At 74.1% G+C, this 12,308-nt stretch carries 10 protein-coding genes; 6 read left to right on the forward strand and 4 right to left on the reverse strand.

Going from position 1 to position 12,308, the window contains the following annotated elements; all coding sequences use genetic code 11:
* Nucleotides 1–370 precede the first annotated feature (370 nt).
* The gene (locus tag ACIP82_RS33530; RefSeq protein ID WP_400658987.1) at nt 371–1,045 is read left to right on the forward strand and encodes a ComF family protein; all 675 of its coding nucleotides are present in this window, start codon (nt 371–373) and stop codon (nt 1,043–1,045) included.
* Here the strand turns inward: ACIP82_RS33530 and ACIP82_RS33535 are convergent.
* The 3 genes from ACIP82_RS33535 to mtrA all read right to left on the reverse strand — a co-directional run bounded on the left by ACIP82_RS33535 (nt 1,029) and on the right by mtrA (nt 5,713).
* Nucleotides 1,029–2,906, reverse strand: coding sequence for an LpqB family beta-propeller domain-containing protein (locus ACIP82_RS33535; protein WP_400658966.1), 1,878 nt, complete (start codon nt 2,904–2,906; stop codon nt 1,029–1,031). The two genes, ACIP82_RS33530 and ACIP82_RS33535, sit on opposite strands and share 17 nt — an antisense overlap.
* Nucleotides 2,881–4,905 carry an MtrAB system histidine kinase MtrB gene (gene mtrB, locus ACIP82_RS33540; RefSeq protein ID WP_400658968.1) on the reverse strand — a complete coding sequence of 675 codons (2,025 nt, stop codon included), beginning with the start codon at nt 4,903–4,905 and terminating at the stop codon, nt 2,881–2,883. Before mtrB ends, ACIP82_RS33535 begins: the two co-directional genes overlap by 26 nt.
* Nucleotides 4,906–5,035: 130 nt before the next feature.
* The gene (gene mtrA, locus ACIP82_RS33545) at nt 5,036–5,713 is read right to left on the reverse strand and encodes an MtrAB system response regulator MtrA (protein WP_030247322.1); all 678 of its coding nucleotides are present in this window, start codon (nt 5,711–5,713) and stop codon (nt 5,036–5,038) included.
* Between the two features lie 287 nt (nt 5,714–6,000).
* Here mtrA and ACIP82_RS33550 point away from each other — a divergent pair, with 287 nt between their 5' ends.
* From ACIP82_RS33550 to ACIP82_RS33570, 5 genes are all read left to right on the forward strand, one after another.
* Nucleotides 6,001–7,212, forward strand: a complete 1,212-nt coding sequence (locus tag ACIP82_RS33550; RefSeq protein WP_400658971.1) for a hypothetical protein — start codon at nt 6,001–6,003, stop codon at nt 7,210–7,212.
* Between the two features lie 5 nt (nt 7,213–7,217).
* Complete coding sequence (locus ACIP82_RS33555) at nt 7,218–7,889, forward strand: DUF4129 domain-containing protein (RefSeq protein ID WP_400658973.1); 672 nt, start codon at nt 7,218–7,220, stop codon at nt 7,887–7,889.
* Nucleotides 7,886–9,118 carry a DUF4350 domain-containing protein gene (locus tag ACIP82_RS33560; protein WP_400658975.1) on the forward strand — a complete coding sequence of 411 codons (1,233 nt, stop codon included), beginning with the start codon at nt 7,886–7,888 and terminating at the stop codon, nt 9,116–9,118. Before ACIP82_RS33555 ends, ACIP82_RS33560 begins: the two co-directional genes overlap by 4 nt.
* Nucleotides 9,119–9,228: 110 nt before the next feature.
* On the forward strand, nt 9,229–10,149 hold the full coding sequence (locus ACIP82_RS33565) for a MoxR family ATPase (protein WP_363611662.1): 921 nt from the start codon (nt 9,229–9,231) through the stop codon (nt 10,147–10,149).
* Nucleotides 10,150–10,186: 37 nt separating this feature from the next.
* A complete protein-coding gene (locus ACIP82_RS33570) occupies nt 10,187–11,497 on the forward strand; it encodes a DUF58 domain-containing protein (protein ID WP_400658977.1) in 1,311 nt (436 codons plus the stop codon).
* A gap of 42 nt (nt 11,498–11,539) precedes the next feature.
* Here the strand turns inward: ACIP82_RS33570 and ACIP82_RS33575 are convergent, their stop codons facing one another.
* Complete coding sequence (locus ACIP82_RS33575) at nt 11,540–12,196, reverse strand: transposase (protein WP_400658979.1); 657 nt, start codon at nt 12,194–12,196, stop codon at nt 11,540–11,542.
* Nucleotides 12,197–12,308 lie beyond the last annotated feature (112 nt).

Here is a 12,308-nt window from a genome sequence, read left to right on the forward strand (position 1 = left end):
CCACTGCCGGCCCCCCGTCTCCACCGCCAGCGGCGGAAACGACTGGCCCTCACCTCACTTCCTCCCCACCAGGGACGGTTGAAACCCCCTGGAGCCTTATCGAACACCTCACACGGGGTTTCCGCCTCCCCAGGCGGAAAAGTGGGTATGACCCGATGCTGTGGGCTAGCGGTCAAGCTGTTGCACCCTGTCTACCCTCATGCGAGTGAAGTATGGGTAAATACCTGGACAACACCCCCCGTACGGCGCATTCTTTGCTCACTCTTCGTGCCTGCCGCCAGGAGCAGCCGTGCCGCCCACCACCGCTCCCGCCCGTCCCCGGCCCGCCCGGGGGCCGTTCGCCCACGCACTGGCCGGGCTGCTGGGCCTGCTGCTGCCGGCCCGCTGTGCGGGCTGCGGCGCCGATCGCGTCCGGCTCTGCCCGTCCTGCCGGCGCGCCCTGGCCACCGCCCGGCCCGGCCCCACCGTGCTGCCCCGGGTGCACGCCGCCGCCCCCTACGCCGGCCCGGTACGGCAACTGCTGCTCGCCCACAAGGAGCGCGGCGCGCTGTGGCTGGCCGACCCGCTCGGCGACGCGCTCGCCCGGGCCGTGTGCTCCGCCCTCGGGCCGCGCGCCGGGCTCACCCCGCTGCTGCTCGTCCCGATGCCCTCCGCCCGCACCGCCGTCCGTGCCCGTGGCCACGACCCGACGCTGCGGCTGGCCCGCGCCGCCGCCAGGTCCCTGCGCCGGAGCGGCCTGAACGCCCGGGCCGCGCCACTGCTGCGACACACCCGCCCGGTCGCCGACCAGGCCGGTCTGACCGCCGCCGAGCGCAGGCGCAACCTGCACGGCGCGCTCGCCGTCCTGCCCCTCGCGCACCGGCTGCTGGACGGCCGCCTGCCCGTCCTGGTGGACGACTTGGTGACCACCGGCGCCAGCCTCGCCGAGGCGGCCCGGGCGCTGGCCGCCGCCGGCCTCCCGGCGAGCGCGGCCGGCACCGTCGCGGCCGTCGTCCCGCACCGGCCCGGCCGGTTCCCCCCGGCCGGCCTCAGCCCGGGTAGATGAACGAGCCGGCCCGGTGCGTCAGGACGAGTTCGCGCCACTGGCTGTTGACCAGCCGGTAGATCTTGCCGTCGGCGCCCTGGAGCGCGAGCACCGGCGGCGGCACCTGGGCCGAGCTCTCCGCCCGGGACTCGGCCGCCTCCACGGTGGCCATCCCCTCGCCGCCCTGCAGGGAGCCGTCGGAGCTCTGCGAGCCGTCCGTGCTGATGTAGTACAGCTGCTGCAGCCGGTCCCGCTCCTTGCCCAGCACCAGCAGCTGGTCCGCCTCCGCCCAGGACACCGAGGAGACCTCGGTGAGAAGCGGGGCGATGGTGCGCAGCCCGATGATCCTCGCGGTGGGCGCGTTCGGGGTGCCGCCGTGCTGCACCAGGCCGACCGCCAGCCGCTGCGAGCCCTTCTCGGTCCTGAGCACCATGGCCGCCCGGACCCCGTCCGAGGAGATCTTGAGGCTCTGTACGGTGCTCTTCTGCAGGCCGTCGACCGGCACGGTGACGGGCTTGTTGCCGCGCACCAGCAGCACCTTGGGGTTCTGCGGGTCGCGGTCCACCACCCAGAGATCGCCGCGGCCGTCCCAGCTGGGCGACGCGAGACCGTCCTCGCTCTTCTCGGTGGACCGGGCCGTGGAGGTGGCCACCGGCTCGGGCAGGGCCTGGGCCGTGTCCGCCAGCGGTACCGAGTAGAGCTGCTGGCCGTCCTTGCTGATGACGGCGGCCTGCAAGCCGTCGCGCCGCACCGCCACGGTGCCGAGCGGGCGCTTCGACTGGGGCTTGCCGAGCGGCCCGCGGACGGGACTGCCGTCGCCCGCGTCGTGGGCGTCCATCAGCACGCCGTCGTCGGCGCGCTGGTAGTACTGCTGGCCGGCGAGCGGTCCGGCCAGCGCGCCGGGGCCGTTGGCCGACACGTCGCTGCGGATCACCTGGCAGTTGTTGCCGTGCGGGCCCTTCAGCTCCAGCCGCTCCACCTGCCCCTTGCCCTGGTCGGCGAGGGTGTAGAAGAGCTGGGCCGCCATCCTCCGGCAGAGCAGGGTGCCGCCGAGGTCGGGGCCGGCGAGTTCGACGCGGGCGATACGGCCGTCGTCGACCGTCACCTTCTGGACGGTGACACCGGCCGGGAAGGCGGTCCGGGCCACCGGCGCGAGCCAGTCGGAGGGCCCGGCGACCACGGCCTTGGCGGCCGAGGTCAGCGGGTCTATTCGGCGCCGCAGGTAGATCGGGTCGGCGATCAGCACCTCCTGGGCGCCGGCCCCGGAGGTGGCGGACGAGGACGGATCGGGGACCGTGTAGAAGAACCGGTCCACCTGGCGGTAGCTGTTGCGGAAGTTGGTCTCGTTGATGATCAGACCGTCGGGCAGCTTGCCGATCCGCCACTCGCCGGACTTCTCCCGGACGAACGCGAATTCGAGGTAGACGCTCTCCGGGGTCTCCAGAAGGGTGTACGAGTGCTTGCCGTCGACCCGGGCGACGACCGTACCGGGGACGGAGGCGGTCATCGCGGTGTCGGTATCGGCCACGTTCTGGGCGACGGGCACGGTGGGGTTGGCGGAGAGCACCTGGATACCCGCCTCCGGGCTCCACTTGGCGGCGGCCTCGTCCGTGAGGTACTTGCGCGCGGTGTCGTAGCCCTCGTCGGCGGTGAGGGTGTCCAGGAAGCCCGTCAGCAGGTCACGCGGCTTGGCCCCCTTGGCGGGCTCCACCGGAAAGACCCTGACCTGGAGGTTCTTGTCCACGGCGCCCTGCGACGGCTCGACCCTGCCGATGCTGCCGGAGTCCGGCATCCCGGCGCAGCCGCCCGCCAGCAGGGCGCCCAGCACCGCACCGGCCACCGCGGCCAGCCTCGGCTCAGTCCTGCTGCTCGTCCCTCGCACGCCGCGACCCCTCCGTGTCCGTCCAGCCCGTGCCATGCGCGGCGTCCGCCGTGCCCGTCGTCCCCGGCTCCGCCGTCCGCTGTGCCACCGACGGCCGACCGGGCGTCGGGTCCACCATGACCTGGGCGCCGGTGGCACCGTACCCGGCCCCGACCGTCCGCACGTCCGAGGGATCGGCGCGCGGCCCCTCGGGCAGCCGGCGGGTACCCAGACCGGGGCCGAGGTTCAGCACCCCGCCCAGCCCGCTGCCGAAGCCGTTGCCGGTGCCCTCCGGCGTCTCCGGGACGGCCTGCTCCTCGGCGGCGGCCAGCGCGGTGGCACCGGCCGGCCGGATCGCCCGCCGGTACGGCGTCCCGTACGAACCGAGGCCCCGGTTGCTGCGGGAGTCCTCCGGCTCCAGCCGGAACGGCGCCCGGCTGATCTCGCCGCCGCGGGTGCGCGGCAGCGTGAGCCGGAAGTGCGAGCCGCCGCCGGGCTCGCCCCAGGCCTGCAGCCAGCCGCCGTGCAGGTGCGCGTCCTCGACCGCGATGGACAGGCCGAGGCCGGTGCCGCCGGTGGTCCGCACCCGGGACGGGTCGGCCCGCCAGAAGCGGTGGAACACCCGGGACGCCTCGCCCGGCTTGAGGCCGATGCCGTAGTCCCGCACGCCGACCGCGACCGCGCCGTCGGCCGAGCCCAGCCGGACCACGACGTCCCGGCCCTCGCCGTGCTCCAGCGCGTTGACCACCAGGTTGCGCAGGATGCGCTCGATCCGCCGGGAGTCGACCTCCGCCACCACCGGTTCGCCGTCACCGCGGATCACCACCGCGCTGCCCTTGGCCTGCGCCAGCGGGTCGGCGGCCTCGACCACCCGGCCGACGATGTCGCGCAGGTCGACCGGCTCGGCGTCCAGGATCGCGGCGCCCGCGTCGAACCGGCTGATCTCCAGCAGGTCGGCCAGCAGCGACTCGAAGCGGTCCAGCTGGCCCTGGAGCAGTTCGGCCGAACGGGCCGCCATCGGGTCCAGGTCCTCGCGGCTGTCGTAGATCAGGTCGGCGGCCATCCGGACGGTGGTCAGCGGGGTGCGCAGCTCGTGCGAGACGTCCGAGACGAAGCGCCGCTGCACCCGGGAGAGCTCCTCCAGCTGACGGATCTGGGCCTGCAGCGCGTTGGCCATCCGGTTGAACGATTCTCCGAGGCGGGCGATGTCGTCCGTCCCGGTGACCTTCATCCGCTCCTCCAGGTGCCCGGCGGCCAGCCGCTCGGAGATCCCGGCGGCCATCCGCACCGGTGTGACCACCTGGCGCACCACCAGCCAGGCGATACCGCCGAGCAGGATCACCACGAACACCCCGGCGGTCGCCAGGGTGCCGGTGACCATGCCCAGGGTGTCGGTCTCCTGGCCGAAGGAGAAGACGTAGTACAGCTGGTAGCTGGTGGCGTTGGTCGGGCCGACGAACTGCATGCCGACCGCGAGGCCGGGCTCGGGGTGGCGGCCGTTGTCGCTGGCCCGGCGGATCGAGGTCGGCTGGTCGAACGCCAGACCCGGTTCCGCCGAGACCTTCGCCCGCAGCGTCTCGGGGATGCTGATCGGCAGGATGTCACCGGAGTAGCGCGGGCCCACGCTGGTGTTCTCCGGCGAGACCGTCTGACCGCTGGGCAGGACGGCGATCACCGAGTAGACGCTCTGCCCGCTGGCCGCGAGGTCACCGACCTGCTTGAGCAGCCAGGTGCCCAGTTCCTCGGTGGTCGGATCGGGGGTGGCCCCGACCTTGAAGCGCAGGTCCTTCGCCTCGTCGATCTTCTTCAGCTCGGTCGCGAAGCCGTCGCTGGCCTGGTTCCGCGCCGAGGTCCTCTTGGTGTCCAGCAGCCCGGTGCGCACCTGGGCCACCACCACCACGCCCAGCACCAGCACCACCACGACGGACAGCATCAGGGTGGCCGCGACCACCCGCAGCTGGATGGAGCGGTGGTACAGCGCCGTCACCCGGTGCAGGGGGCGGCGCAGCTGACGGGTCACCGGCGCGAGCAGAGTACCCGGGCCGCGTCGGCGGCGGCTCCTGGTGGTCGAGCTCAGGACGTCCCCGCGCACGGCGGCGCCCCCCTCGGTCGCGGAACCCGAAGGGGTGTCGTCAGCCTGGTACGCCACGTCAGCTGGGCCCGGCCTTGTAGCCGACGCCACGGACGGTCACCACAATCTCGGGGCGCTCCGGGTCCTTCTCGATCTTGGAGCGCAGGCGCTGGACATGCACGTTGACCAGCCGGGTGTCCGCCGCGTGGCGGTAGCCCCAGACCTGCTCCAGCAGCACCTCACGGGTGAACACCTGCCAGGGCTTGCGGGCCAGCGCGACCAGCAGGTCGAACTCCAGCGGGGTCAGCGGGATGCCCCGGCCGTCCCGCTTCACCGAGTGGCCGGCCACGTCGATCACCAGATCGCCGATGGTCAGCTGCTCGGGCGTCGGCTCCTCGGCACGACGCAGCCGGGCCCGTACCCGGGCCACCAGCTCCTTGGGCTTGAACGGCTTGGTGACGTAGTCGTCGGCGCCCGACTCCAGGCCCACCACCACGTCCACCGTGTCCGTCTTCGCGGTCAGCATGACGATCGGAATGCCGGACTCCGCCCGGATCTGCCGGCAGACGTCGATACCGTCCCGTCCGGGCAGCATCAGGTCCAGCAGAACCAGATCCGGCTTGGTCTCCCTGAACGCGGCTAGCGCCCTGTCTCCATCCGCGACGAAAAACGGCTCAAAACCCTCACCACGCAGCACAATGCCGAGCATCTCGGCCAGTGCGGAGTCGTCATCAACGACGAGGACGCGTCCCTTCATGGGTCCATCCTCTCATTACCGGATTGTGACCTGCCGCACAGCAGTCCCATTGCTCCAGAACGGCCAACTGGCGACCCGGCGAATTCCGGCCATACCGGACGAATATCCTCCGGCTTCCCGCCCGGGAACCGTCCGGACCGGCCCGCCGTCCCCGCTCGGCGGCCCCGTCGCCGTTCAGCAACCGGATACCCATGAGAGGCGTCCGACCACCATGGCACGATGGGCGCTGCGCACGGGTGAAGATCCACCCGCCTCCGCGAACCCTGACGCCCCTCCGAGGAGCAGTGATGACCGACACTCCGGGCTGGGCCTCGCCCGGCTCGTCCGAGCAACCCCGCGACGACGCCCGGCCCCCGGCCGACGCGCCCGCCGCCGTGCCCGGACAGTCGGCACCACCCCACGGCGCACCCACCGCACCCCCCGCCTGGGGCGCCGGCTACGGCGGCCCGCAGTACGGTCCCGGGCCCCAGTACGGCCCCGGCGGCCCGTACGGGCAGGGCGGCCCGCAGTACGGCTGGGGGGCGCCGCAGAGCCCCAAGCCCGGCATCATCCCGCTGCGCCCGCTCGGCCTCGGCGAGATCCTCGACGGCGCCGTCTCCACCATCCGCAAGCACTGGCGCACCACGCTCGGCCTCTCGCTGGGCGTCGCCGTGGTCCAGCAGGCCGTGGGCACCGCCCTGGAGCTGTCCGTCAGCGGCGACACCGGCGACTTCACACCCGTGCTGTCCGCCCTGGCCAGCCTGCCGGTGACGCTGCTGCTCAGCGTGGTCGCCGCCGCCCTGCTGACCATGGTGGTCAGCCGCGCCATCCTCGGACAGTCCGCCACCATCCGCGACGCCTGGCGCGACGCCCGGCCCCGGGTGTTCCAGCTGCTCGGACTGACCCTGCTGACCGCCCTGATCAGCGTCGGCATCGTGCTGCTCGGCTTCGCCCCGATGATCGGCTACCTGCTGGCCGGCGCCGACGAACCCGTCATCGCGGCCCTGCTGTTCATCGTCGGCCTGCTCAGCCTCCCGGTCGCGGTCTGGGTCTGGATCCAGCTCAGCCTGGCCGCCCCCGCCCTGATGCTGGAGAAGCAGGGCGTGCTGACCGCGCTCTCCCGCTCCCGCCGCCTGGTCCGCGGCTCCTGGTGGCGGATGTTCGGCATCAACCTGCTCAGCCAGCTGCTGGCCGGCATCGTCGCCGGCGTGATCGCGATGCCGTTCATGATGGTCGGCCTGGTCCTCGGCTTCGACGACCTCAGCAGCCAGGTCGACTCCGGCGACCCGGCGAGCCTGCCCACCGCGATGCTGATCACCAGCGCGATCGCCGGTGTGATCTCCTCCACCATCACCATCCCGTTCACCGCCACCATCGGTGTGCTGCTCTACGTCGACCAGCGGATCCGCCGCGAGGCCCTCGACATCGAGCTCGCCCGCGCCGCAGGCCTGCCCGAGCACGGCGGCACCGGCGGCCCCGGCTGGGGCGGCCAGGGCGGTCCCGCCCCCGCGAGGCTCTGAACCGCATGCCGAACTGGGGGGACAGAATGCCGGCGGCGGGCGGCGCCCCGGTCACCGTCGGGCGGGACCCGGCCCGCGACGCGGCCCGCGACGAACTGCTCAACGCCGACTACCACCGCCACGACCCGAGCCTCCAGCAGCGGATCCTGGACTGGATCACCGACCGGATCGGCGACGCGCTCGACGCCATCTCGGGCAACGGCACCACCGGTACCACCGGGCTGGTCCTCTTCCTGGTGGTCGCCGTCCTGATCGGCGCGGCCCTGTGGTGGCGCCTCGGCGCGCCCAAGCGGGCCGTCCGCACCACCCTCGGCGTCTACGGCACCGCCGGGCCGCGCACCGCCGCCCAGCACCGGGCCGACGCCGAACGGCACGCCGCCGCCGGGCAGTGGGCCGAGGCCGTCCGCGAGCGGATGCGCGCCCTGGTCCGGGCCCTGGAGGAACGCGCCCTCCTCGACGCCCGCCCCGGCCGCACCGCCGACGAGGCCGCCGCCGAGGCCGGCCGGGCGCTGCCCGAGCACGCCGCCGCCCTCACCGCGGCCGCCGTCGTCTTCGACGACATCGCCTACGGCGAGCGCACCGCCGACCAGGCCGCGTACCGGCTGCTGCGCGACCTCGACCAGACCCTGGAACGCGCCCGCCCGGCGCTCGCCCCGGCCCCGGAAGGAGCGGCATGACGACCAGCGCCACCCCCGCGTCGGCCGCCCCGCAGGCCGCCGGACCGCCGCCGCCCGCCGCCCCCAGCAGCCTCGCGCCCACCGGCCGCGGCCTCTGGCACCGCTCGCGCTGGTACCTGCTCACGGTGGCGGTCCTGCTGCTCGCCGCCACCGTGCTGGCCGGCCTCAACCAGGAGCGCCGCTACGCCCCGCTCGACCCGCGCTCCTACGACGCCTCCGGCAGCCACGCCGTGGTCGCCCTGCTCCAGCGCGAGGGCCTCAAGGTCGACATCACCACCGACCTGGCCACCCACACCACCGGCGCCGACACCCTCGTCGTCCCCGAACCCGACCTGCTGGGCCCGGAGCAGCTGCGCGCCCTCGCCGCCGCCCGGCACACCCGGCTGGTCCTGATCTCCCCCGGCCCGGCCGCCCTCAGCGCGCTGGCCCCCGGCGTCCGCCCCTCCGACGAAGGCGGCGGCCCGCCCTACGCCTCCGTCCGCAGCACCCCCGCCCAGTGCTCGCTCACCGAGGCCGTCCGGGCCGGCAGCGCCCACCTCGGCGGCCTGCTGTACACCGCCGGCACCCGCGGCGAGGGCTGCTACCCGCGCGGCCACGGCTACCCCCTGGTCAGCGTCCCGCTCGGCCGCGGCGGCGGCGATGTCATCGTCCTCGGCAGCGGCGAGTTCCTCAGCAACGAGCTGCTCAAGAAGGACGGCAACGCCTCCCTCGCCCTCGGCCTGCTCGGCTCCCAGCCCAGCCTCACCTGGCACCTGCCCGACTACAGCGCCCCGGTCGCCACCCACGGCGCCAAGCAGTTCACCGACTTCATCCCCGACGGCTGGCGCTGGGCCGCCTACCAGTTCGGCATCGCCGCGCTGCTCGCCGCCGTCTGGCGCGCCCGCCGGCTCGGCCCCGTCGTCGGCGAGGACCTGCCCGTGGTGGTCCGCGCCGCCGAGACCACCGAGGGCCGTGCCCGCCTCTACCGACGGGCCAAGGCCCGCGGCCGCGCCGCCGACGCGCTGCGCCGCGCCGCCGCCCACCGCCTCGCCCCGGCCCTGGGCGTCCCGCTCAGCGCCGGCGCACCCGACTCCACCGCGCTCTGCGCGGCCGTCACCGACCGCCTCCCCGACCGCCCCGCCGGGGACGCCCGGGCCCTCCTGTACGGCCCGCCCCCGACCGACGACGCCGCACTGCTGCGGCTCGCCGACGATCTCGACGCCCTCGAAAGGCAGGTACGGAAGCCGTGACCGAACAGGCCACCGCCACCCCGCTCGACACCCCCGGCACGGCGACTGCCACCCCTGGTACCCCCGGCACCCCCGGCGGCACGGACGACCCGCGCCAGGCGCTCACCGCCCTGCGCGCCGAGATCGCCAAGGCCGTGGTCGGCCAGGACGCCGCCGTCACCGGCCTGGTCGTCGCCCTGCTCTGCGGCGGCCACGTGCTCCTGGAGGGCGTCCCCGGCGTCGCCAAGACCCTGCTGATCCGCACCCTGTCCACCGCCCTCAGCCTGGACACCAAGCGCATCCAGTTCACCCCCGACCTGATGCCCGGCGATGTCACCGGCTCCCTCGTCTACGACGCCCGCACCGCCGAGTTCTCCTTCCAGCCCGGCCCGGTCTTCACCAACCTGCTGCTCGCGGACGAGATCAACCGCACGCCGCCCAAGACCCAGGCCGCCCTGCTGGAGGCCATGGAGGAGCACCAGGTCACCGTGGACGGCGAGCCGCGCGCACTGCCCGCCCCGTTCCTGGTCGCCGCCACCCAGAACCCCGTCGAGTACGAGGGCACCTACCCGCTGCCCGAGGCCCAGCTCGACCGCTTCCTGCTCAAGCTGATCCTGCCGCTGCCCGACCGGGACCAGGAGTTCCAGATCCTCGCCCGGCACGCCGCCGGCTTCGACCCGCGCGACCTCGCCTCGGCGGGCGTGCGCCCGGTGGCCGGCCCCGAGCACATCGCCGCCGCCCGCGAGCAGATCGCCAAACTCACCGTCTCTCCCGAGGTGCTCGCCTACGTCGTCGACCTCTGCCGGGCCACCCGGCAGTCCCCTTCGCTGTCGATCGGCGTCTCCCCGCGCGGCGCCACCGCACTGCTCGGCGCCTCCCGCGCCTGGGCCTGGCTGGCCGGCCGCGACTACGTCACCCCCGACGACGTCAAGGCGCTCGCGCTGCCCACCCTGCGCCACCGCGTCGCGCTGCGCGCCGAGGCCGAGATGGAGGGTGTCACCGCGGACTCGGTCATCCAGGCCGTCCTCGCCCAGACGCCCGCCCCTCGCTGACCCCTTCCTTCCGTCCCTCCCCGTAGGAGCGCACCGCATGGCCCTCACCGGGCGAACCGCCCTGCTCGCCGCACTCGGCGCGCTCGTCGTGGGCCTGCTCCTGCCCTCCGTGACCGGGATCGCCGCCGTCACCGGCGCGGTCCTGCTCGCCGTCCTCACCGACCTGGTGCTCGCCGCCCCGGTCCGCAGTCTGCGGATCACCCGGGGTGGCGACACCAGCGTCCGGCTCGGCGAACCCGCCACCGTCGAACTGACCGTGACCAACCCTTCGGGCCGCCTGCTCAGGGGGCGCCTCCGCGACGCCTGGGCACCGTCCGCCTGGCGGCCCGGCACCGAGATCGCCGCCTCCCGGCACGTCCTGCGGATTCCCGGCGGCGAGCGGCGCCGCGTCACCACCGTGCTCACCCCGACCCGGCGCGGCGACCACCACGCCAGGAAGGTGACGGTCCGTTCCCTCGGGCCGCTCGGCCTGGCCGGCCGGCAGGGATCACACCTCGTCCCCTGGGCGGTCCGCGCCCTGCCCGCGTTCGACAGCCGCAAGCACCTGCCCTCCCGGCTCGCCCGGCTGCGCGAACTCGACGGCCGCACCTCCGTCCTGACCCGTGGCCAGGGCACCGAGTTCGACTCCCTGCGCGAGTACCTGCCGGGCGACGACGTCCGCTCGATCGACTGGCGCGCCAGCGCCCGCCGGAACACCGTCGCCATCCGTACCTGGCGCCCCGAACGCGACCGGCACATCCTGATCGTCCTCGACACCGGCCGCACCTCCGCCGGCCGGGTCGGCGACGCCCCCCGGCTGGACGCCTCCCTCGACGCCGCGCTGCTGCTCACCGCGCTCGCCACCCGGGCCGGTGACCGGGTCGACCTGCTCGCCCACGACCTGCGCAAGCGGGCCTCGGTGGCCGGCCGTTCCCCCAGCGAGATCCTGCCGGCCTTCACCAGCGCGATGGCCCTGCTGGAACCCGCCCTCTACGAGACCGACATGCGTTCCCTGGTCTCCACCGCGCTCACGATGGCACCGCACCGCTCACTGATCGTCCTGCTCACCGGCCTCGACGCGGCACCGGTCGAGGACGGCCTGCTGCCGCTGCTGCCGCTGCTCACCAAGCGCCACGAGGTCGTGCTGGCCTCCGTGGCCGACCCTCGCCTCGACGAGCTGGCCACCGGCCGCGGCACCGTCGAGGCCGTGTACGGCGCGGCGGCTGCCGAGCAGACCCGTGCCGACCGCCGGCTCACCGCCGACCGGCTCACCCGCCACGGCGTGACCGTCCTGGACGCCCCGCCGACCGCGGTGGCCCCGGCCCTCGCCGACGCCTACCTGGCGCTGAAGGCCGCCGGCCGGCTCTGAGCCCTCCCGAGCGCTCCGAGCCGGCTGGCTGGCTGGTGATCCCTAGTAGCGGGGCTTCACCCAGACGTGGACGCCGCGTGCGGTCCCCTCGTCCTCCTCGGACTCCTCCACCACACTGCCCTGCCACTCGGTGATCCCCGCCGACAGCGCGGCCGCCGAGGACTTGTCCCCGTGGAAACCCTCCCGGGCCGCCTGGTAGGCGAACCAGCGCTCCACGTGCGCGAGCCAGGCCGACTCGTTCGGGGCGAAGTGCATGACGAACCGCGGGTGCGCCCGAAGCCAGTTGATGACCGTCGGCGACTTGTGCGTGAAGTAGTTGTCGCAGATCAGGTGGACCTCGCCGCCCTCCGGCAGCTCCTGGTCCAGCCTCGACAGGTACTGCCGGAAGGCCACCCCCCGCCGCCTGCGGTGCAGGGTGCCGACGACCTTCTCCGAGGTGGCGTCGAGCGCCCCCAGCAGGGTCGCCACGGTGGCCGGCAGCGGCTCGTGCCGCAGCTCCTCCAGCGCGGCCCTGAGCTTCGGCCGCAACACCGTCTCGGCGTCGACGTGCAGTGCCAGCACCCGCTCCGGCGGGGCCAGGTACAGACCGGCCACCTCGTGCGAGCTCTCCATCGTGAACGGGTCCGTCGCCAGGCTGAAAGGCTCGGTGCGCGGCTTGGTTTCTTCGGGGTTGGCCTTGGGGCCAGGACGACGTGCCATACCGCGATCGTATCCTGCGTAAACGCAGAGAACCCCCACCCGGAATCGGGTGGGGGTTCTCTGGAATAATTGTTCGGCGGCGTCCTACTCTCCCACAGGGTCCCCCCTGCAG

The organism is Kitasatospora sp. NPDC088548 (assembly GCF_044753005.1).
GTDB lineage: Bacteria > Actinomycetota > Actinomycetes > Streptomycetales > Streptomycetaceae > Kitasatospora.